Consider the following 21,976-nt stretch of genomic DNA (forward strand, 5'->3'; position numbering starts at 1 on the left):
AGTGGTCCGGTTTCAATCTAATGCATGGTCGGCTTCACGGCCACGCTCGGCGTCGGCATGATAGTCGCAGGCGCTGGCGGCTTGTAGCCGAGCGAAGAGTGCGGGCGCCTGGTGTTGTAGTGCTGGCGCCAGCTCTCGATGACGATCTTCGCCTCGGAGAGGCTGTAGAAGATCTCTCCGTCCAGGAGCTCGTCACGGAGCTTCGCGTTGAAGCTCTCGCAATAGCCATTTTCCCACGGCGAGCCCGGCTCGATGAAGGCCGTCTTCGCTCCGACGGCTGCGATCCAGTCCCTAACCGCTTTGGCGACGAACTCCGGACCATTGTCTGAACGCACATGACCCGGCACGCCGCGCATGATGAAGAGGTCGGAGAGAACGTCGATCACATCGGTCGACCTGAGCCGCCGATCGATGCGGATCGCCAGGCATTCCCGGGTGAACTCGTCGATCACGTTCAACATGCGGAACTTCCGGCCGTTATGGGTACGGTCCTCGACAAAGTCATAGGACCAGACGTGGTTGGGGTGCTCTGGTCGAAGCCGCACGCAGGATCCGTCGTTCAGCCAGAGGCGTCCCTTCTTCGGCTGCCGCCGAGGCACTTTGAGCCCCTCTCGCCGCCAGATCCGCTCGACGCGCTTGACGTTCACTGCCCCGCCGGCGGCATGCAGCAACGCTGTGATCCGCCGATAGCCGTAGCGCCCATACCGGGTGGCGAGCTCAACAATGTCGGCCGTTAAGACCGCCTCGTCGGCGCGACCCAGCGGCTGCTTTCGCTGCGTCGAACGATGCTGCCCCAGGACCCGGCACGCCAGTCGCTCCGAAACCCGGAGCTTCACCACGACATGCTCGACACAGCGACGACGCCGGGCGGGGCTCAGAAGTTTCCCGAGGCGGCCTCTTTGAGAATGAGCTTCTCAAGCGTGAGGTCCGAGACCGCCTTGCGAAGCCGCTCGTTCTCCTTCTCGAGGTCCTTCAACCGCTTCACCTGATCACTCTTCAGGCCGCCGAACTCCTTGCGCCAACGATAATAGGTGAAGGCCGTCACACCGATCGTGCGGATCGCCTCGGCAACCGGCCGGCCCTGAGACAACAACACATCGACCTGTCGCAGCTTCGCGACAATCTCTTCAGGCTTATGCTTCTTCTGCGCCATAGCGGCTTCCTCCAAGGCTCAAAAGCCTACTTCACGGAGGACCACTTTTCAGGGGGCAGGCCATCAACCTGTTCCCGCATCTGACGATCCTGGAGAACCTGACCCTGGCGCCGATCTGGGTTCGCAAGATGCCCAAGAAGGACGCCGAGGAGATCGCGATGCACTACCTCAAGCGCGTCAAGATCCCCGAGCAGGCGTTGAAGTATCCGGGCCAGCTCTCCGGCGGACAGCAGCAGCGCGTCGCCATCGCCCGCTCTTTGTGCATGAGCCCGAAGATCATGCTGTTCGACGAGCCGACCTCGGCGCTCGATCCGGAGATGGTCAAGGAGGTGCTCGACACCATGGTGTCGCTGGCGGAGGAGGGCATGACCATGCTCTGCGTCACCCATGAGATGGGCTTCGCCCGCCAGGTCGCGGACCGGGTCATCTTCATGGATGCCGGCCAAATCGTCGAGATGAACACCCCGGACGAGTTCTTCAGGAACCCGCAGCACGAGCGCACCAAGCTCTTCCTCAGCCAGATCCTGCACTGAGGAGAAACGGGACGCAGAACCGATGGACAGCAGCAAGCGAGAGCTGTTGATCTTCACTAAGTGGGAAATGCAGCAAGCACGCCAAAGATGCGATCGTGCCAGTCCTGCCCTGCAAGGCACTTTGATCTACTCACTCCGGTCGATGTTTCGCGCCTGCGATCGTTTCCGTTGCCGCTACGATGCGTTTCAGGGGAGTGATGGAATCGGGAATGTCGACTAAAGCAAGAAGAAGGCCCGCGATCCAGAAGATGTGCATGTGCGTGAACATGGCCAGCAATCCCAGCACGCAAACGATCTGCAATTGCACCTTATTATGAGCAATCCGATCCGGCAGGACGTGCAGGTGCAAATACAGAATACCAATTGCCAAGACGAAGATGGCCAAAAAAATGCCCATCGCAACCAGGAGCCAGTCCGTTTCACCGGGGCCGGCGAGGAATGCCGGCAAATGAGTCGAGGCGGCTGCTGGATGAATGGCTTGGCTCATAAGTCCTCCGATGCTGGAACTGCCGAGCTTTCTGAAGCAATCTAACATCTGCCGCTCGCGCAGCTATTGTCCCCTTGGACAAGATACTCGCGCTCACCAGCCCCGCGTTTGGCGCTCTCAGAAAGCACTCGAACGCGAATGCAACATGCCCTTGACCTTCCCATTATGGGAAGCCGTAGAGTGCTGTAATCGTCAATTTTTTTTGGGACATCGCAGCTATGTGCTCCTGCCAGCAACATTCCGGAACCGCAGCCAAGGCAACCGGCGCGCCTGAGGGCGCGATCAGCTTTCGCGTCGAGGACATGACCTGCGGCCATTGCGCCGGCACGATCAAGAAGGCGATCGAGGATCAATTGCCCGGAACCGCGGTCACCGCCGACCCGGCTTCGAAGCTCGTCAGCGTCGTCGGCGCGGCCGATTTCTCCGCCGTTAGGTCGATCGTGGCGGGCGCCGGATACACTCCCGGCGCGGAAAGCATCGGCTGATCGCGGGCGGCCGGCGCGAACCCGCCGGCCGCTCACGCATTGGCAAGGCAAAGGGGCAGGAGAGCAAAGCGGCGAGCCATGGCAGATCATCAGCATCACGCCGGTCACCGGCACGACGACCATTCACACCACCATGGCCATTCTCATGGCGCGGGGGAGAGTGTGAAGGATCTGGTCTGCGGAATGACCGTCGATCCCGCCACGGCAAAGCATCGCGCCGCTCATGCGGGGCAGACCTATTTCTTCTGCTCCGCCGGCTGCCAGAACAAGTTCGAGGCCGATCCGGCAGCCTATGCCGGCGAGAAAGCCGAGGCGCCTGTCGCAAAGCCGGCGCCCACGGGCGCGATCTACACCTGCCCGATGCATCCCCAGATCCGCCAGCCCGGCCCGGGCAATTGCCCGATCTGCGGCATGGCGCTGGAACCGGAGATCGCGACAGTTCAGGAAGGACCTAGCGCCGAACTCGTCGACATGACCCGCCGGTTTTGGGTGGGTCTCGTGCTCGCCCTGCCAGTGTTCGTGCTGGAGATGGGCGGGCATCTCGTCGATCTACACATGCTGCTCAGCCAGCAGAGCTCGAACTGGCTGCAGCTGGTCCTGGCGACGCCGGCCGTGCTCTGGGCTGGCTGGCCGTTCTTCCAGCGGGCCTGGGCCTCGCTCGTCAACCGCAGCCTGAACATGTTCACGCTGATCGCGATGGGCACCGGCGTCGCCTGGGCCTACAGCGTCGTCGCGACCGTCGCTCCGAACCTGTTCCCGGAAACGCTTCGCTCCGCGGAAGGCGCGGTCGCAGTCTATTTCGAGGCGGCGGCCGTGATCACGGTTCTGGTGTTGTTGGGCCAGGTCCTCGAATTGCGGGCCCGCGAGCAGACGGGCGGCGCGATCCAGGCCTTGCTCGACCTCGTGCCGAAGACGGCCCGGCGGGTGCGCGACGACGGCGAGGACGAGGATATCAACCTGGACGCGGTCCATGTCGGGGACCGCTTGCGGGTCCGCCCGGGCGAGACGGTTCCGGTCGATGGCGAACTGATCGAAGGCCGCAGCTCGATCGACGAATCCATGGTCACGGGTGAATCGATGCCGGTCACCAAGGAGGTCGGCGCGACCCTGATCGGCGGCACGCTCAATACCACCGGCGGCTTCATCATGCGCGCCGGCAAGGTCGGCAGCGACACCATGCTGGCCCGGATCGTCTCGATGGTGGCGGAGGCCCAGCGCTCGCGGGCACCGATCCAGCGCCTGGCGGACCAGGTGTCCGGCTGGTTCGTTCCGCTCGTCATCGTCATTGCCATCGTCGCTTTCGCCGCCTGGATGGCGTTCGGGCCGGAGCCGCGCTTCGCGCATGGGCTGGTCGCCGCCGTCGCCGTGCTGATCATCGCCTGTCCCTGCGCGCTCGGTTTGGCGACGCCGATGTCGATCATGGTCGGGGTCGGGCGCGGCGCGCATCTCGGCGTACTGATCAAGAATGCCGAGGCGCTGGAGCGCTTCGAGAGGGTCGATACCCTCGTCGTCGACAAGACCGGTACGCTGACCGAAGGCAAGCCACGGCTGACCGGGCTGAAGCCGGTTGGCGCAATCGCGGAGAGTGAGCTGCTGCGGCTCGCCGCTTCGCTCGAGCGGGCGAGCGAGCACCCGCTCGCCGCCGCGATTGTCGATGCCGCCAAGGAACGTGGCCTCGCCCTGGCCGAGGCGCAGGATTTCGACAGCCCGGTCGGTAAGGGGGTAACGGGGACCGTCGAAGGTCGCGCGCTGGTGATTGGCAGCCACCGGATCATGACTGAGGCTGGTATCGACACCGCGGCTCAGGCAGCCGAGGCGGAAACGCTGCGCGCCGAGGGCGGCACAGTGATTTTTGTGGCGATCGATGGCCGCGTCGCCGGACTGCTGACAATCTCTGATCCGGTCAAGCAGACCACCCCGAGAGCGATCAAGTCGCTGAAAAGCGCCGGTATTCGGGTGGTCATGCTGACCGGCGACAACAAGACGACGGCACAAGCGGTCGCGCGCCGGCTCGGTATCGACGAGGTCGAGGCCGAGGTCCTGCCCGAGGACAAGAGCGTAGTCGTCAGCAAGTTTCGTTCGCAAGGCAGGGTGGTCGCGATGGCCGGCGACGGCGTGAATGACGCGCCTGCGCTGGCGGCGGCGGATGTCGGGATCGCGATGGGCACGGGCACGGACGTCGCGATCGAAAGTGCCGGCGTAACCCTGCTCAAAGGCGACCTTGAGGGCATCGTGCGCGGGCTTCAGCTCAGCCGGGCGACGATGAGCAATATCCGGCAGAACCTGTTCTTCGCCTTCATCTACAATGCGGCGGGCGTCCCAATCGCCGCAGGCGTGCTCTATCCGATATTCGGATTGCTGTTGTCGCCGATCATTGCGGCGGCGGCGATGGCTTTGTCCTCGGTCAGCGTGATTGCAAACGCCCTGCGGTTACGCACCGTCTCTCTGGAATAAGAGCAGTCCTTCAACGGCTTAATGGGACTGCGTTGATCCCGTCCGGCACCTGGCACAGGACGACGGTTGCCTCCCGCTGATGCCCGACCTACACCGCGCCATTCAACCGAACGGGCCTCAATCGTGAGCTTGTTGCAAAGCGTCCTTGTTCCCAAACTCAGCCCGACCAAGTCTTTCGGTGTCTACCAACGCTGGATCCACTGGCTCGTGCCGTTGTTGTGCATTGCCCAGGTCCCTACATCCTGGGCAATCCAACGCACCCATATGGCACATGGCTTCACGAAGCCTGCCCCGCTCGATCTGTTTTTGCACCAGGTCCATGCCTGGATGGGTTGGCTGGTCATGGGATTGGCGCTGATCCAGATCGCGCTGCGCTATCTCTATGGCCGCCCTTCCCTTGAAGGGTTGTCGCCACCCGAACGGTGGGCCGCGACGGGCGTTCATGTTGCCCTGTACGGCGTTCTGCTGCTTCTGCCGTTTACGGGTACGATTGCGATGTATCTTAGCTTCCGCGCCGCGCCGGTTCATCGATGGCTCAGCTGGGCGCTGCTTGTACTGGCGCTGTTCCATGTTGCCGGCGCGCTGTGGCACCATTTCTATCGCCGCGACGATATCCTGCGCCGTATGCTGACTAGCCAAAGGTGAGATCACGAAGCAGCGATTTTGCTTGCTCCCGGTCAAACAGCCGCAGTTTTCGCCCTTTTGCGATATCTGACGGTATGTCAGAACAGGTGCCATGAAGTTTCGACTTCTCACGAATGTGTTGGTCCTGGGGCTGTTCGTCACGGCCACGATGTTGGTCGCCCTGGTGGCGCCGGCAAAGGCCGGTTATGCCCGCATGGACAGCGAGACAATGGCGACCATGTCGCCTGAGATGCCGTGCTGCCCCAATCCGAAAGAGAAGCAACCGGATTGCACCACGAACTGCCCGGCCTTGAGCTTCTGCCTGGCCAAGAGCTTCGCGAGCGAACCCACGGCGTTTGACCTAGTTGTTCAACCTGTTGTCGTAGTGCTCGGGCTTGCGGGCAATGAGGCCGCACGCCTCTCACAGCCGAGCGAGCCACCCGCCCGACCTCCACGAACCTGAGACATAGCCGGCGCTCATACGCCGGTTGCGACCGCATGGTGAACCCGGGCGGTCGGTGCGCCGTGGCTAGCGCCACGTTGGAGCTGCACGCGTGAGCGCAGCAGCCTCTCCGTCTCAGGATCTCGACAATGTTTATCACCCGCACTTCGCGCGCACTCATCGCCGCGCTTCCGCTCATGGCCGTTGCTTTACCGGCTCTGGCGGAGATCAAGGATTATGAATTCCGTCTCACCCAGAGCGAATTCAAGCAGGGCAATGGTGTCGTCATCACCGTCAGGCTGATCGATAAGCGCTCCGGCAAGCCGGTGCCGGATGCCGTCATCTTCGCCAAGCGCATAGACATGGAGCCGGAGGGCATGGCCACGATGGCCTCTCCGATCGAAGCGATCCCTGTGCCGGAAGCAGGAACCTACAGCTTCAAGACCAATTTGGTCATGGAGGGAGGTTGGCGCTTGTCGCTCGGTGCCAAGGTCCAGGGTGAGACCGGCACGCTCGAAAAAAAGCTGATCCTCAAGGCGCTGCCATGAAACGCCTCGCCCTCACAGGCCTCGCTCTCGCCGCCATCATGGCGGTGGGAGGTGCAGGCTATTGGGCCGGTCATCGCGGCATCGCGCTGCCTGGCCTGCGGAATTGGCTCGGTATCGAGGGGTCGCTCGCGGCAAACGAGGCTGCCGGAGTTGGGCCCGTGATCTACTATCAGGATCCAGATCGAAAGCCGGTCTATTCGACCGAGCCGGCTCAGACGGTCGATGGCAGGCCGTTCAGGGCCGTGCGGGCCAGCGAGGACATCAGCTTCGAGGAGAAGCCTGAGGGCAAGGAGCAGGCGGTCCAAGCGGAGAAGGGCCGCATTCTTTATTACCGCAATCCCATGGGGCTGCCGGACACCTCGCCGGTGCCCAAGAAAGATTCGATGGGGATGGACTATCTCCCCGTCTTTGAGGGTGAGGCGAGCGAGGACGGGATCATCAAGCTCTCGCCCGGGCGCATCCAGCGTAGTGGCGTGCGATCCGAATTGGTCCGTCGCCAGAGCATTGCACAGACCATTCGGGTTCCGGGTGTGGTGCAGCTCGACGAGCGACGCGTTTCCGTCGTGGCGATACGCGCGGATGCCTTCGTCCAGGAGGTCGCGCCAGTCACGACCGGCGATCGCGTTGCCAAGGGTACACGGCTCGCGCGCATTTACTCGCCGGACATCAGCACGGCTGGTGCCCAGTTCATCACCGAGCTCAATGCCGCCGCGCGCGGCGTGCCCGAGGGCGGCGCAAGACAGCGTCTCGAAAACCTCGGGGTTCCGCCCGAAATCATTGCCGAGATCGAGCGCAGCCGGAAGGTACCACCGACGATCAACTGGTCGGCGCCGCGTGACGGTATCGTGCTGGAGCGCAATGTCAGTGACGGCATGAAGATGGTGGCCGGCACCAGCCTGTTCCGGCTCGCAGACATTTCGACGATCTGGGTCCTGGCCGATGTGCCTGAGCGCGAGCTGTCCGAGATCCGGATCGGAGCGCCGGCGACGGTTCGGCTACGCGGCCGTTCCGACATGGCGTTCGAGGGGCGCGTCAGCGTGATCTATCCGCAGATCGCTGAGGCGACGCGCACCGCCAAGGTCCGCATCGAGCTCGCCAACCCCGATGGCGTCTTGCTGCCGAACATGTACGCCGATGTCGAGATCGGCGCGGGCGATGCAAGCGCAGAGCTGACGGTTCCCTGGAGTGCCGTCATCGATAGCGGCACGCGACGCATTGTCATTCTGGATCGCGGCGAAGGCCGCTTCGAGCCGCGTGAAGTCAAGCTCAGCCGCCGCGGCGACGGCATGGTCGCGATCAGCGAGGGCGTCTCCGAGGGCGACCGCGTCGTCGTCTCCGCCAACTTCCTGATCGATGCGGAAAGCAACCTCAAGGCGGCCTTGAGCGGCTTCTCCTCGACGGAGGCGAAACCATGATAGCCCGCTTGATCGCCTGGTCGGCGCGCAACCTGATCCTGGTGTTGGTTGCCACGGCTTTCGTCGTGGCCGCCGGCGTCTATGCCCTAAGGACCCTGCCGCTCGACGCCATTCCCGATCTCTCCGACGTCCAGGTTATCGTCTACACCGAATATCCCGGCCAGGCGCCACAGGTCATCGAGGATCAGGTCACCTATCCGCTGACGACATCGATGCTGACGGTGCCGAAAGCGCGCGTCGTGCGCGGCTTCTCCTTCTTCGGAGTCTCCTTCGTCTATGTGATCTTCGAGGACGGCACCGACCCTTATTGGGCGCGTTCGCGGGTTCTGGAATATCTCAACACCGCAGCGCGTCGCCTGCCCTCGGGCGTGACGCCGACTCTCGGGCCTGACGCCACCGGCGTCGGCTGGGTCTATCAATATGCTGTCATGGCCAAGGAGATGACCCTGGCCGAATTGCGCTCTTTGCAGGACTGGAAGATCCGCTTCGCGGCTTCGCGTGCCGAGGGCGTGGCCGAGGTCGCCAGCGTCGGTGGCTTCGTCAAGCAATACGCAATCGTGGTCGATCCTGTGCGGCTGCGTGCCCAGGGCGTCTCGCTGGCTGCGCTGCGCGAAGCCGTCCGTAGCAGCAATCTGGATGTCGGCGGACGTACGGTCGAGCTCAGCGAGTTCGAGTTCATGGTCCGCGGCCGCGGCTATCTCAAGTCGATCGCCGATATTCAGAACATCGTCCTGAAGAGCGAGCGCGGCGCAGCCCTGCGCCTCTCCGATGTCGCCCGTGTCGAACTCGGCCCCGACGAGCGGCGCGGCATCACCGAGCTCAACGGCGAGGGCGAGGTCGCGAGCGGCATCGTCCTGCAGCGCTTCGGCGCCAATGCGCTCGCCGTGATCGAGCGCGCCAAGGCGCGGTTGGCCGAGATTGCACCCAGCTTGCCGGGCGGGGCCGAGGTCGTGCCCGTCTACGATCGCTCCGGGCTGATCGAGCGGGCAATCGAGACGCTGAAGGGCACGCTGATCGAAGAGAGCATTATCGTCGCTCTGGTCTGCGTCGTCTTCCTGCTGCACCTGCGCAGTGCCCTGGTGGCGATCATCATGCTGCCGGTCGGCATCTTGATGGCCTTTGCGGCGATGAAGGCGCTTGGTCTTGGCTCCAACATCATGAGCCTGGGCGGCATCGCCATCGCGGTCGGAGCCATGATCGACGCCGCGATCGTCATGATCGAGAATGCCCACAAGCATCTCGAACGGGCACGACCGGACAAGCCGCGCATCGAGATCCTGATCGAGGCGGCAAGCGAGGTCGGGCCGGCGCTGTTCTTCAGCCTGCTCGTCATCACCGTCTCGTTTTTGCCGATCTTCACGCTGGAAGCGGAGGAGGGCCGGCTGTTCGGTCCGCTCGCCTACACCAAGACCTTCGCCATGGCGGCTGCGGCCTTTCTGTCGGTGACGCTGGTGCCGGCGCTGATGGTGATATTCGTGAGAGGACGGATCATTCCGGAGGCCAGGAATCCAATCAACCGGTTCTTGATCGCGTTCTATCGCCCTTTCATTCGCGCCGTCCTTAAAGCCAAAACCGTGACGATCCTACTGGCGGTCGCGGTGCTCGGGCTCAGTCTCTGGCCCATGCGTCAGCTCGGTTCGGAGTTCATGCCAACGCTCGACGAGGGCACGCTGATGTATATGCCGACGACACTGCCTGGGCTGTCGGTCACAAAGGCGGCCGAGCTTCTGCAAACTCAGAACCGGATCATCCGCTCGTTCCCGGAGGTCGCCTCGGTCTACGGCAAAGCTGGGCGGGCCCAGACGGCAACGGACCCGGCGCCGACCGAGATGTTTGAAACCATCATCAACCTGAAGCCCAAGACCGAGTGGCGCCAGGGCGTCACGCTCGACAACCTCAAGGCGGAAATGGACAAGGCGCTCCAGTTTCCGGGCGTCTCCAACGCCTGGACGCAGCCGATCCGCGCACGCATCGACATGCTGGCGACCGGCATTCGCACGCCGATCGGGGTCAAAGTGTTCGGTACCGACTTGGCGCAGATGGAGGCGATCTCGCGACAGATCGAGACCGTCCTCAAAGCGGTACCGGGGACGAGCAGTGCCTATGCCGAGCGCGTCATCGGCGGCTACTTCCTCGACATCGTGCCGGACAGGATCGCGCTCGGGCGTTACGGGCTTTCCGTCGGCGACGTCCAGAATGCGATCGTGATGGCGATGGGTGGCGAGACCGTGACGACGACGGTCGAGGGGCGCGAGCGCTATGGCGTGACCATCCGCTATCCCCGAGACCTACGCTCCGATCCCCAGGCGATCGCGCGCGAAGTCCAGGTCTCGACCCCATCGGGTGCCAGCGTGCCGCTCGGCGAGGTCGCAAGCGTGGAGCGCAAGCGCGGCGCCACGTCGATCCGCACAGAGAACGGCGAGCTCGCGGTCTACATCTTCGTAGACACCGTCGGGCGCGACCTCGGTGGCTATGTCCGCGACGCCCAAAATGCGATCGCGCAGAGCATCAAGCTGCCAGCAGGCTACCGCGTCGCCTGGAGCGGTCAGTTCGAATATCTCGAACGGGCCGAGGCTCGCCTCAAGCTGGTCGTGCCTGTCACCCTCGCGATCATCTTCCTGCTGCTCTACCTGAATTTCCGCAGGCTGACCGAAACCTTCATCGTCATGCTCTCATTGCCCTTCGCGCTGGTCGGCGGCGTCTGGCTGCTCTGGTGGCTCGGATTCAACATGTCGGTCGCGGTCGCTGTCGGGTTCATCGCACTCGCCGGTGTCGCCGCCGAAACCGGCGTGATCATGCTGATCTATCTCGATCATGCGCTCTTCGAGATTCGGCAGCGCCGTGCGCAGCAAGGCAGGGCATTTACCCGGGCCGATCTGCACGAAGCGATCATGCTGGGCGCGGTCGAGCGCGTACGACCGAAGATCATGACCGTCGTCGCGATCATGGCAGGACTGCTGCCGATTCTCTGGAACACCGGCACCGGCTCGGAGGTGATGCAGCGCATCGCGGTGCCGATGATCGGCGGCATGGTCTCATCGACCGTCCTCACACTGCTCGTGATCCCGGCGATCTACGGCCTCGTCAAAGGGTGGCGGCTTCCGCCGGCCGAGGAAACCAACGTCGTAGCGGTCCAGCCTACGTCGGTGCAGCGGCACGCTGCGGTCGTTGAATAAGGTGGAGTGACTGACATGCACGACATGATGAACGGAATGGGCTGGAGCATGGGGGCTTTCCACTGGCTCGGCGTCGCCGTGCTGCTGTTGGCGATCGCCGCCTTGGTCAAATACGTCTTCCTTCGGTGAAGGCGCGGTCGAGATTGAAGGAGAATGAACATGCAGATCGATATTTCACCAACCCGCCGCGGGCTGATGATCGGAGCAGCGCAAGCCTGCACGACCGTGGCGCTGGCCGGAACGGGGGCGGCGACCGAAACTCTGCCGAAGATGACCGTGACCCGCGATCCGAATTGCGGTTGTTGCGGCAACTGGGTCAAGCATATCAAGGCTGCGGGTTTTCCGGTCGATGTGGTTGAGCTCGATGACGTACTGCCACTCAAGGTCAAGCTTGGCGTGCCGGAGGCGCTGATGTCGTGCCACACGGCCGAGATTGGCGGTTACGTCATTGAAGGGCATGTACCAGCCGAGGCGGTAAAGCGGCTGCTCGTCGAGCGCCCGAAGGCGATCGGCATCGCGGTTCCCGGCATGCCGGTCGGTTCGCCCGGCATGGATGTGCCTGGTCAAGCGCCGCAGTCCTACGAGATCGCCATCTTTTCGGCCGGCAAGCAGCACGTGTTTGCGCGCTATCGAGGGCTCCAGCAGGTCTGATCTAGCCCAAGACTGTATGGGAGCCGGGCGGTTTGCTCGCCCGGCTGAAGGTTCGTGTTATTGCTTCGCAGTGCAGACGACGCGGGTCTGTTCCATGTAAAGCGCGCCGTCTCGCTTGGAGATTTCAAAGCTGCGCTGAAGGCCGCTGTCGAAGGTCACCACGACCGCGCTATCGCCAAGCGTGAAGTTTCCGCTGCTTTGCCAGAGGCCATCATATGAGAAGCGCCCATCATTATCGAAGGTGAAGTGCGCCCCTCCCGCTGTCGCACAGACCTTACCGTTAATCGCGCTGGTGATCTCTCGCAGGCCCAGGGCCAGGTTCGCACGATGGGCGATCGCGGGTTCAAGCTGCGCCAAGAGCAGCAAACAGGCCGCCGATAGGGCGATTTGGCGAGACAACCTCATCACAGCCTCCCCTGGCTTGCCCCGATGGCAAACCCACTCGGGGCTGAGAATCTAAGCTTGAAATGGGGATGTCAGCCTCGGATGTGAAGAGTTTCACCTCTGCCGGGCGAGGATTGTCTCCATTTGCGCGATTTCCGCCTTCTGCGACTTGGTGATTTCCTGACAGAGCGCGACGATCTCCGGATCAGTGATGCTGGCTTTCTGGCACATCAGGATCGCGCCGGAATGATGTGGGATCATTGCGCGCAGGAACTCGGCATTGCCAATGCCGGCTTGGGTTCGCATGGCTATGAAGCCAATGACAAAGACGGCAACGGCGGCGCCGCCGATAATGATGTTCAGCCGCGACGAGGGGAACATCGAGCGCATGGAGACGAGCATGATGATCGTCATCGGCGCGACCATCATCATGGTCATGTAAACGTTGTTGAGATTGAAATGGAAATGCGCAAGCGCTGCGATCATGGTGTACATGACGAGGTACATCACAATGAAATCCAGCGTCAGTTCGATCGCTAGTCGGCCGTAATGGTTTGGGCCCTTATGGCCATTGCCATGCTCCATGGGGGCCTCCTTTCGGGAAGCTCTGAGGGTCTCGATACGAGTCAAAAACTTCCAGAAGCGGTGCTATTTTCCCTTCGTTTTCAGCCATTCGTCGATCGTCTTGATCTCCTTTTCCTGCGCGCTGACGATTTCAGTGGCGAGCCTCTTGACGGTGGGGTCCTTGCCATTCGCCAAGGCTACCTTGGCCATATCGATTGCGCCTTGATGGTGGGCTTTCATCTGCATCATGAAGTCGACGTCGGCATCGCCGGTAAATTTCGACGGCATCGCCTGCATCATCCGCATCATGCTCGCCTTGTATTCCTTGGTTGATGCGGAATCGGAGGCCTCCGGCATCATCATTTTCATGGGCATGCTGTCGCCCATCTGAGGCTTGGGAGCTGGCTGCGCGAGTGCGGCGGTTATCATGGAGGCCGCGAGGCCAGCGGTCAGAACGAAGCGCATCATCTGCATTCTCCAAGGGTTCGAGGGCAGGAACGGCTATGCCGCCATCTTTTGGCAGCTGTCTGCGCAACTGCGGCAGGCCTGGACGCAGTCGTCCATGTCTCCGATCCGCTCGCATTCGTTGGCGCAGTCGTCGCAGATGTCGGCGCATTCGGCGCAGAGATGCTTGTGGTGCGGGGAGCCGATGATCATGACTTGGGCGCTGGCGCGGCAGATCTCGGCGCAAGCGAGCATTAGCTGGATGTGCTCGGGGGCGGAGTGCGCTCCACCGAGCTTGAGGCAGTGGTTCGTGCTCATGCCGAGGCAGGTTTGATAACAGCGCAGGCATTCGTCGATGCAGGACTGCATCTCTGGGGTAGGGCGGTGCATGGTCTACTCCTTGAGCCCGTTGCGGAGGCGGTGAGCTTCCTGCTCCAAGGAAAGACGCGGGCGGCGAGCGCGGGTTCCTACCCGTTACAATCTGTAACAATCCGCTGGCTTGGCAGCGCTTTTGTCGTGCGGTGCAGTGGCCGTGCGCGGTAGTCGCGACCGAACGATTTTTGCTGGTGACCTGAGACCCTGATCTTCCTCCAGATTTGGGTAGAGTCCGTCACTCATGGAGACGGACAATGCGCCCCTCACGATTCACGGAAGAGCAGATCATCGGGATGCTGAAGGAGCAGGAGGCTGGAGCTGCGACGGCTGACGTCTGCCGCAAGCATGGCATCTCCTCGGCGACCTTCTACAAGTTCAAGGCGAAGTATGGCGGGATGGACGTGTCGGATGCGCGCCGGCTGAAGACCCTCGAGGACGAGAACGCGCGCCTCAAGAAGCTGCTGGCCGAACAGATGCTCGACAACGCGATCCTCAGGGATGTCGCCGCAAAAAAATGGTGACGCCCGATGCGAAGCGGAAGGCGGTGGCTCATGCCTGCACGGTGCATGCGGTGAGCCAGCGTCGGGCGTGCCTGGCCTTGAAGATCGACCGCTCGACGGTGCGCTACACGAGCACCCGGCCGGACGATGCCCTGTTGCGCGAGGCGATGAAGGCCGTGGCAGGAGAGCGCCGGCGGTTCGGCTATCGCAGGATCCACGTCATGCTGGACCGCCAGGGCATCGTGATGAACCAGAAGAAGCTACGACGGCTCTATCGCGAAGAGAAGTTGCAGGTCCGCCGCCGCGGCGGCCGCAAACGGGCATTGGGCACGCGCAGGCCCATGCTCGTGCCTGATCGGGCCAATGCGCGCTGGAGCCTTGATTTTCTCTCCGACACGATCTCGGACGGTCGCCGCTTCAGGGTGCTCGCCATCGTCGACGACTACACGCGCGAGTGCCTGGCACTCGTCGCCGACACCTCGCTCTCGGGCCTGCGCGTGGCTCGCGAACTGGATGATGTCATTCGCCGGCGCGGCCGACCGGGGACGATCGTGTCCGACAACGGCACCGAGTTCACCTCGATGGCGATCCTGCGCTGGTGCCAGGAGACCGACCTCGCGTGGCACTACATCGCTCCCGGCAAGCCGACGCAGAACGCCTTCGTCGAGAGCTTCAACGGACGCTTCCGGGACGAGTGCCTCAACGACACGCTGTTCTCGACGCTCGTCGAAGCCCGCAGCGCCATCGCCTCATGGAAGGAGGATTACAACCGCCAACGACCCCACTCGGCCCTCGGCAACATAACTCCTGCCGAGTTCGCCCTCAAATCCACGCTGGAAAAACAGGCCGCCTGAGGCCAGAAATGAAACCCAGGACTCTCCCTCAGACTGGAGGAGAAAAGGGTCTCAGGTCAGATCAGCGTGTCACCGGTCAGTGGGAGCTCATACGCATCCAAGTAGGCTCGTTCTGCGATGTAAACGAGCTTGAGCACTTTTAGCTCGTCGATAGAGCCTCCTGCGCGCAGAGCGAAGTATGCGGTGATCTGAGCCGCTTTCTCGACATTAAATGTGTTCATTCGACACCTGTGTCGATCGGCTCGGCTCGCGCCGAGCGATCCTATGAGTTGAAATAGCGGGCTCGTGCAGGAAGAAGCGCAATATCTCAGCGCCTCATTCAGGCTGCCGATACGGAAAAGCGCGCAAAATGGGAAACAATCGCCCGGCTAGACTGATTCCTGCCCGGTTGGAGCCCCCGGGCCGCTAGCGCCTACTCGCATCGGGGCGATCCTTCCCGATGCGGTGAACAAAGCAGCGGAGGCGAGATTCGATCTACATATAAGAGGTTTGTGAGACGGTGTAGCCGCCTATCAGCTGCGCGCCCCCGGCGGGCCTGAAGGAATCAGGAGGCAAGCGCCCAGGGTCGAAATTTCTTCGTTAGCTCAATGACGACTTCTGTGATTGCCGGATCGAGCGGGGGCTAATTGAAGCCCTTGTGCGATCTGGATATCTTCAATCAGCTCCTCGATATCGTCCTTACCGAGAGCTCGAAAAAGGTCAGCGTACGAAATCTCGTGCGAGGATCCCCGAGGGTCTGACCATTCAGCGCAGTTGTCGTGCGTGAAATTGCGTAGGGTGAGGCCATTCAAGTGGCCGTACTTCTGCCAAACCTCTTCAAGCACTTCGATATTGGCCGGCGACAACCTTTTGAGCGATTCCATCGTCACGCCAGGGACAACGCTGACCGTATTGCCCGATCGCTCGCTCACGACTGCCTGCCAACCGGGATTCGGTGATTCATTCACATGGTTTAGGGTCTCGGAGACCGCGGGGCCGTGAGGCATAGCGACAAGCCTGTCGCCGGTCAGGGGCAGTTCGTAAGCGTCGAGGTAAGCGCGCTCCGCGAGGTACAAGAGCTTCGCGAGCTTCAGCGCATCGATGGTACCGCCTTCGCGAATGGCGAAGTATGCGGTCACATGCGCGGCCTTTCTGGGTTTAATTGCGTTCATTGTTGCCTTCTCAATCAGGTGGGTTTCAACGCCCGATTGCTTGCACTAATTGTTTGACAGCATCATAGCCAGATTGCTTCTACGTCGCCTACGAGTTTAAAAGTCGCAAAGCGGCAGTCTCGGGGAGTGGAATAGTCTGCTTCAATGGGGTTAATCTGGAACCCTGCTCACAATTAATCTTTCCGAATGTTATAGTGGCTGTTCACCCGATGCCTTGCAACCTTCCTGGCTCACGCTGTCATCGCACGCGCGGCAGAACAGCAATTGTCGTCGTTCTCGCGTGAGGCGAATAAGTGCGCTTAACTCCCCTGCTTTCGCCCTCGGTCGGGAAGTGAGTTTGAGAGAATGAGCACCAGTGCATGAACAAGCGCTGCAGCCATGTAACGACGAGGCGATCATTCCGTCCACTGATTGAACCGAGAGCATCGACAGCCTCGTTGTAAGCGACAGCGTCGAGAGCACGGAGTGTCGCGGGCTCGTCCGCATAGATCCTGACCATCTCAGCCTCAAGCTCGGCAAGCTGCTCGTCGTTCTCTGGTCTTCTTTCTTCGATCCTCGCGATCACCTCATAGAAGCGTCGCTGCAGAAATTCGTGCGTTCTTGCTCGACCAGACCAATCGTAAACGAGCTGCAGCGCGCCGATTACAGCGACGACAAAGCCGATTGTGACTGCGGTCGAGCCTGCTTCCATTGTTGGAAACTGCTTGGAAAAAATATTCCTGCCTAGTCCGCGGCGGCCGTAGTGCCGAGGACGACGACAAGAAAGTTGGCGCTCTTGGACCAAGTATCGAGGCGTCGTTGGCGAGCCTTATGGTAGTGCGCATTTCGAAGAGCATCGAACCTGAGATTCCAGCCGCGGTACGAGATTCCGGATTTGTAATTCAGTTGGTCGGCACGGATTGAGGACTCAACTACCGGTTCAGTATCATTCATCAGCTATCTTTCGATCTGTCGCGAGGAGGCTGCGGGCGTGGCGGCGGCCGCGGTCCCGGGCCTCGGGTAGAAAATGTTGCGTGGGGTTCTGAGGGCGCATCGCCCAAGCCGTTCGTCAGAGCACGATCTTGGGAACGGCGTAGATGTGCTCCCTTTGCAATTCCCAACGAGACTTCTGTCTCGTGTATGCGACGCGTGAGGTGCTGGACTTGTCGACGGCGCTTGTTTGGATCCGTATTCGGCTCTGCTCGGATATCCCTCAAGCGATCGCGGAGTCGGCTCAGTTCGCGCTTCAGCTCGACTTCTTCAGTCTGACTTAATTTGCGGGGCTGCGAAGCTGTTTGCTTGTCGGGATTGCGCGCCGATACCTCTCGAGGAGGCACCCAGTTCTGTCCTGGAATGACAGGCTTTCGAGCCACAATTGATCATCCCTAACGTGCGTCCTGGATGATCAAATCAACGGGGATCGCATGCCATCAATTTCAATGGCGCTCTGATCAGAGTCGGGCATCCCATCAATCCGCCCGCCGCACACCGGACAATGATCCGACGGAACCCAATAATGAAAGGCGCCCGACATTGTCGGGCGCCCATTCGAATTGCGGAACTCAACCTGCAATCGCGGAAACACTATGCCTCGATTTTCACTTCAGTAACTATATCAGAGACTTACGAGCATCCGGTCGTCGATCCACATGAGGTGCACGAAAGGCAGGTGCCCGAGCGCTTCATCGTGAACGATCCGCAGGAGCCGCAGGCATCGCCGCTATAGCCCTGTTCGATCGCCTCCGCTCGGAAATTCCGGGCCGGGCCAGTGGCGACAGCGAGCGCCGGTTCCGGCGCAGGCTCAGCGCGGCGCTGGCTTTCAGCTGCGAGTTCGCTCTGCACCATCTCGCTCTTGGCGACCTCGATCACGATCGCCTTGGCCGAGGGCATCTCGCCGCGGACGAAGCCGTTCGAGCCGAGCCGTGCCTGGCTGTCTTCGAACAGCGTGCCGTCGTTCTTGCCCTGCCCGACCGTGGTGACCGAGAGGTCCTCCGGCTTGATGTGGGCGAGGTCGTGGCGGCCGAGATAGGAGACGGCGAGCTCGCGGAAAACGTAGTCGAGCACCGAGGTCGCGTTCTTGATGCGCTCGTTGCCCTGCACGAAGCCCGAGGGTTCGAACTTGGTGAAGGTGAAGGCCTCGACATACTCCTCGAGCGGCACGCCGTATTGGAGGCCGAGCGAGATCGCGATGGCGAAATTGTTCATCATCGCCCGGAAGGCGGCGCCCTCCTTGTGCATGTCGATGAAGATTTCGCCGAGACGTCCGTCCTTGTACTCGCCGGTGTGAACGTAGAGCTTGTGGCCACCGATCGGTGCTACGCGGCCGCCGGCAACGTGTGGTGCCACTGGAGCTTCTTAAGGAAGTCCGGAGCTTGATCGAGTGCGGCTTTTCGCTGCCACGCCTGGTTCAAAATTTCTGCGGCGATCGCCAGTTTCTGCTTAGGCAGACGTTTGCCGTATACCCTCAGGACCGTTTCCGGGGTGTCCTGGATCGCATAACCAGCTAGCCACGGATTGTTGGTTTCATTCAGAATGTGAATTGCAACGACATCGCGAACGCAATGGGGGCCATGCGGGAAAATTCCAGCAATCGCGCCCCGTCCCGTAAATGGATTTTGGATTCCAAATCGTTGGATGATCGCAGTCCAGGCCTTATTGAACGTCAGCAAGCTGTAGGTTGGTGTCCGGCATTTCTTTTTGATTGTCCGAACGAAAAAGGTACCTGGATCGGCAGCGTTAGCTAGCAATGTCTTCCTATGAAGGTCAAGATAAATCTGAATAAATTTGTATAGATCGCCCACATCTTCAAGCACATAATGGTACGGGTTTTTGTCAAAGAAAGAGGATTTGTGATTTTTAAATGCCGACAAGGGAATGAATACCTCCCATTTGCGGGAGGTCACGTTGAAGCGGATTTCGCCGCGTTTGAGCTTATAAAGCTCATGAGCTGGCCGGGGCTTCTCTCCGGGAAGGCACACGAGGAGCTCACGGAAATTCTTTTGGCGCAAGCAGAGATGAAGCCCAAAACGAATTATGAGGAACGATCTTACAAGCTCCGCCGCCCCAACTGGATCGCCTGCCGTCTCGCCCATTCGCGTTTGAATCTCTGCGGCAATTTTTAGATACTCATCGTAAGGGTGCTGGGATTCGAGCACCGGCTTTAGTGATTCCGAGCTATCCCGATGTTCGATCGTCTTTTCTGAAATTTGGGTGGCTCGATCCATCAGGTGAGCCCGCGCCTTGTCACATGCCTTTGACCAACTCGCCCGGACGCGCTCGATTTCCTGCGGAGAGATCCATCCTGGTATTGGCGATAGGTGGGCTGCGAGATGGCTGCTTTGCCGCAACCATCCGGTCTTCTTTCTCAAAATGCTGACCGCAAAGTGAATCATATTTACTTCCGTGACGACATAGAAGCCGCCGCGCCGCTGCGATCGCCAAAGCAAGAACCAGTCCCAAACCTTCGGAAACAGCAGGAGCGCCAACGTCAACTTTTCAGCCGGAATGCCCTTGCCTCGGACCGGACCTTCCGACGGAGCGGCGAGTGATCCAAAGATAATTCCTATGTTTATCCGCGCGATATCGATTGATGCGTCAGACCAGGATCCGATCCGACCCATTTCTTCGCGCGCAAATTGTCTCGATTTAAAGGCGATCAAGTCGTCGAGTTCGCCTGCCAATCGCGCAGGGGCGATAAGGCTGGGCTTCATTTTGCTGAACTCCCCGTTGCAAGCGTCGTCAGCTATCGGAGCAGCAGGCCTACCGCGATAACCGGGGAATTTGAGTATGAAATGCTGCTTCGATTTTTCAGAAGCATACAGCGAATAATCAGTCGGCGCGTGAAAGACGTTGCCGCTTATCCATTCAAAAATTCTTTTGCGCTCGGCCTCACTGCGATCATTAAAGTCATCAGGCAGATGCCACGCCACGATGTGGCGTTCGTAGATTTCAAATTGATGGATTCCTATGAAGCGGGCATACGATTTGAACTGGATTTTGTCGACGAAATAATTGCGATCGTACCCGTAGTGCTCTGCGATCCAGTGCAGAATGGGATAGCTCTGGCGCCGCTTCGGAATTTGCCCATTGCGCCAATTTTCGATCGTCTGCGCGTGAAGTTTAAATCCGTGGGCCGTTAGCTTTTTCCAGAGCCGCTCGCAACTGTCGTGGTGATCGATTATTGCTTGCTTCAAAGCCTGTCCGAACGTTGCTTCAGCGTCGCTCGGCCCTGCCTGGTCCGAGAACGCCGCGGACTGATGGTCGCTATTGAGCCCGGTTTCAGCAATTCTCAGCTCCCTCATGTCGGGATTGGGCAAACTGACCCGGTGAAAATCTTTTGTGCCAAGTTCGAACTGTAGGTGCCCTGACAGGGCGAGTTGATAAGGCCAAACTATCTTTGGGCTGCAATCCAGGTAGAATCGATCGTCGCGGTCGTGCACCGCCACGCTGATTGTGGCAGGTACCTCCTCGCGAATAATATTCGATGATGGAGCTGTATGTGAATCTCGAGCTACCTCGGCTATGGCTTCAAGTGCAGGTGAAATCATTCGTTTGCAAAAAACGATAAGACCGTAATCGACATGACTCCGACGAGAAATTTCGCGCCAGCTAATTCCCCGCGCAGTAGCGGGCGCGACTTCCGCTCGTTCGACAAGTTCTAGGAGGAATTTTTCGATATTGACCGCTTCGGTGCCGACAAATTGCTCCAGGATTTCCCGACAAAGATATTCGATTTTGGCCTCGAGAGTGGCTGCCCTAATGGCCTCCATTTTTAGGGTTCCCTCGGGTTTGAATGCATTTCAGCTCGCCGCCGCCAAAGTGTGCGGCGGCTTCAAAAACTGTCTCTCGTGTGGTTAATCCGCGGTTACCGATCGGTGTCCGGAAAGATTGACAGAACAGAGCACAGGCGCAGGGCACGCGAGGCCATCTCGTAAGACGGAGAACGACACGCGTCACTAAATCATACTTTGGCAATGAAAAATGGATCAAACTGCCGATTTTCGCGATCTCCGTGGAGATTCGGGTAGCCGGCTTGGTTCGCAATTATGCGCGTCCGCCCTACCCGATAATCATGTGATCCGTGATCGTGCCCATGTATCCAAAGCTCTGGCTGAAACTCAGCGATGACATTGCTGAGGTCAGAAGCAAATGCGGGCGTCAGCGGGCTACCTTGGTAGCGTTGCTCAATGGAATTCGGGTGAGGCGCGTGGTGCGTAACAACTACGGTCGAACCTTCAAATGGAATCGCCAACTCCTGCCGAATGAAAGCCAGATCCAGCCTATGCTCCGACGCGGCATGCCAAGGCATAAAGCGGCTATAGTGGCCACTTGCCTCTCTATACCGTATCACTCGGTGGTCGTTGAGCGTTTGTCCGGCATAGATCATCGACGGTTTGGGCGTCGCATAGAGCCGGTAGTCAGTCCAGAGCACGCATCCAATGAACCTAACCCCACCTATAACAATGGCGTTACGGGACAGGAGATCGACGCCAGACGCTTCAGCAGCCGCCCTGCCCTTCTCCAAGCTGCTCTTCATTTCTGTGTGGTAGAATTCGTGGTTGCCCGGCACGTAGATCGCGGGGCGACCTTTCAGCGGCCCAGCTCGTTGCACTGCCATCCACCGAATGGCCTCCGATATGGGCTTCCCTATATCTCCTGCGAAAACAGCGACGTCAAAGTCCGGCATTGAGGCGGGAAATTCGAATGGGCCGCACTCAAGATGTATATCAGAAATCACGAGTAGTCGCATTCTAGATC

19 protein-coding genes and 2 pseudogenes are annotated in these 21,976 nt (G+C 60.3%); 10 read left to right on the forward strand and 11 right to left on the reverse strand.

Translation table 11 applies throughout. The features are described 5' to 3' along the window. Positions 1–17: 17 nt before the first annotated feature. A protein-coding gene (locus tag AC07NY_RS24440) for an IS3 family transposase (RefSeq protein ID WP_494585912.1) occupies positions 18–1,153 on the reverse strand; the annotation gives its coding sequence in 2 pieces (ribosomal slippage) (positions 18–889 and positions 889–1,153; 1,137 coding nt in all). A gap of 56 nt (positions 1,154–1,209) precedes the next feature. Here AC07NY_RS24440 and AC07NY_RS24445 point away from each other — a divergent pair. Next, positions 1,210–1,686, forward strand: a pseudogene (locus AC07NY_RS24445) (amino acid ABC transporter ATP-binding protein); the annotation flags it as partial. A gap of 130 nt (positions 1,687–1,816) precedes the next feature. Here AC07NY_RS24445 and AC07NY_RS24450 read toward each other — a convergent pair. Then, entirely contained in the window at positions 1,817–2,173 is a 357-nt protein-coding gene (locus AC07NY_RS24450; protein WP_494585913.1) for a hypothetical protein, read from the reverse strand. Positions 2,174–2,391: 218 nt separating this feature from the next. Between AC07NY_RS24450 and AC07NY_RS24455 the strand changes: the two genes are divergently transcribed. The 8 genes from AC07NY_RS24455 (at position 2,392) to AC07NY_RS24490 (ending at position 11,968) form a co-directional block, all read left to right on the forward strand. Then, positions 2,392–2,658: a heavy-metal-associated domain-containing protein gene (locus AC07NY_RS24455; protein WP_494585914.1), complete on the forward strand. Its 267-nt coding sequence runs from the start codon at positions 2,392–2,394 to the stop codon at positions 2,656–2,658. Between the two features lie 78 nt (positions 2,659–2,736). Continuing rightward, positions 2,737–5,112: a heavy metal translocating P-type ATPase gene (locus tag AC07NY_RS24460; protein WP_494585915.1), complete on the forward strand. Its 2,376-nt coding sequence runs from the start codon at positions 2,737–2,739 to the stop codon at positions 5,110–5,112. Between the two features lie 123 nt (positions 5,113–5,235). Then, positions 5,236–5,757, forward strand: coding sequence for a cytochrome b (locus tag AC07NY_RS24465; protein ID WP_494585916.1), 522 nt, complete (start codon positions 5,236–5,238; stop codon positions 5,755–5,757). A 91-nt stretch (positions 5,758–5,848) separates the two neighbouring features. After that, positions 5,849–6,199 carry a hypothetical protein gene (locus AC07NY_RS24470; protein WP_494585917.1) on the forward strand — a complete coding sequence of 117 codons (351 nt, stop codon included), beginning with the start codon at positions 5,849–5,851 and terminating at the stop codon, positions 6,197–6,199. Positions 6,200–6,327: 128 nt separating this feature from the next. Further along, positions 6,328–6,726 carry a FixH family protein gene (locus tag AC07NY_RS24475; protein ID WP_494585918.1) on the forward strand — a complete coding sequence of 133 codons (399 nt, stop codon included), beginning with the start codon at positions 6,328–6,330 and terminating at the stop codon, positions 6,724–6,726. Further along, the gene (locus tag AC07NY_RS24480) at positions 6,723–8,141 is read left to right on the forward strand and encodes an efflux RND transporter periplasmic adaptor subunit (protein ID WP_494585919.1); all 1,419 of its coding nucleotides are present in this window, start codon (positions 6,723–6,725) and stop codon (positions 8,139–8,141) included. Before AC07NY_RS24475 ends, AC07NY_RS24480 begins: the two co-directional genes overlap by 4 nt. Continuing rightward, positions 8,138–11,317 (forward strand): efflux RND transporter permease subunit, encoded by a 3,180-nt coding sequence (locus AC07NY_RS24485; protein WP_494585920.1) that lies wholly within the window; start codon positions 8,138–8,140, stop codon positions 11,315–11,317. The genes AC07NY_RS24480 and AC07NY_RS24485 overlap by 4 nt, the downstream gene beginning before the upstream one ends. Before the next feature lie 159 nt (positions 11,318–11,476). Beyond that, positions 11,477–11,968 carry a DUF411 domain-containing protein gene (locus AC07NY_RS24490; protein WP_089177870.1) on the forward strand — a complete coding sequence of 164 codons (492 nt, stop codon included), beginning with the start codon at positions 11,477–11,479 and terminating at the stop codon, positions 11,966–11,968. A gap of 57 nt (positions 11,969–12,025) precedes the next feature. Here the strand turns inward: AC07NY_RS24490 and AC07NY_RS24495 are convergent, their stop codons facing one another. The 4 genes from AC07NY_RS24495 to AC07NY_RS24510 form a co-directional block, all read right to left on the reverse strand. Continuing rightward, positions 12,026–12,373: a hypothetical protein gene (locus tag AC07NY_RS24495; protein ID WP_089174948.1), complete on the reverse strand. Its 348-nt coding sequence runs from the start codon at positions 12,371–12,373 to the stop codon at positions 12,026–12,028. Positions 12,374–12,466: 93 nt separating this feature from the next. Beyond that, complete coding sequence (locus AC07NY_RS24500; RefSeq protein ID WP_089174949.1) at positions 12,467–12,937, reverse strand: DUF305 domain-containing protein; 471 nt, start codon at positions 12,935–12,937, stop codon at positions 12,467–12,469. 63 nt (positions 12,938–13,000) lie between these two features. Beyond that, positions 13,001–13,384 carry a CopM family metallochaperone gene (gene copM, locus AC07NY_RS24505; RefSeq protein WP_248308054.1) on the reverse strand — a complete coding sequence of 128 codons (384 nt, stop codon included), beginning with the start codon at positions 13,382–13,384 and terminating at the stop codon, positions 13,001–13,003. 33 nt (positions 13,385–13,417) lie between these two features. Beyond that, a complete protein-coding gene (locus tag AC07NY_RS24510; RefSeq protein WP_089174951.1) occupies positions 13,418–13,750 on the reverse strand; it encodes a four-helix bundle copper-binding protein in 333 nt (110 codons plus the stop codon). 239 nt (positions 13,751–13,989) lie between these two features. Between AC07NY_RS24510 and AC07NY_RS24515 the strand changes: the two genes are divergently transcribed. Then, positions 13,990–15,089 (forward strand): IS3 family transposase gene (locus AC07NY_RS24515; protein WP_494585921.1). Its coding sequence is split into 2 segments (ribosomal slippage): positions 13,990–14,242 and positions 14,242–15,089, totalling 1,101 coding nucleotides; the frame shifts between segments, so codons are not numbered across the junction. Between the two features lie 584 nt (positions 15,090–15,673). On the opposite strand, the gene AC07NY_RS24520 is transcribed toward AC07NY_RS24515, so the two are convergent. The 5 genes and pseudogenes from AC07NY_RS24520 to AC07NY_RS24540 form a co-directional block, all read right to left on the reverse strand. Then, on the reverse strand, positions 15,674–16,240 hold the full coding sequence (locus tag AC07NY_RS24520; protein WP_494585922.1) for a Panacea domain-containing protein: 567 nt from the start codon (positions 16,238–16,240) through the stop codon (positions 15,674–15,676). A 238-nt stretch (positions 16,241–16,478) separates the two neighbouring features. Beyond that, positions 16,479–16,931, reverse strand: coding sequence for a hypothetical protein (locus AC07NY_RS24525; RefSeq protein ID WP_494585923.1), 453 nt, complete (start codon positions 16,929–16,931; stop codon positions 16,479–16,481). Positions 16,932–17,842: 911 nt separating this feature from the next. Beyond that, a pseudogene (locus AC07NY_RS24530) lies at positions 17,843–18,535 on the reverse strand (TSCPD domain-containing protein); the annotation flags it as partial. Next, the gene (locus AC07NY_RS24535; RefSeq protein WP_492288403.1) at positions 18,535–20,988 is read right to left on the reverse strand and encodes a hypothetical protein; all 2,454 of its coding nucleotides are present in this window, start codon (positions 20,986–20,988) and stop codon (positions 18,535–18,537) included. The pseudogene AC07NY_RS24530 and the gene AC07NY_RS24535, both read right to left, overlap by 1 nt. Before the next feature lie 191 nt (positions 20,989–21,179). Next, on the reverse strand, positions 21,180–21,968 hold the full coding sequence (locus AC07NY_RS24540; RefSeq protein WP_492288402.1) for a metallophosphoesterase: 789 nt from the start codon (positions 21,966–21,968) through the stop codon (positions 21,180–21,182). Between the last annotated feature and the right edge of the window lie 8 nt (positions 21,969–21,976).

The sequence above is a fragment of the Allobosea sp. GW821-FHT09G06 genome (assembly GCF_059416005.1).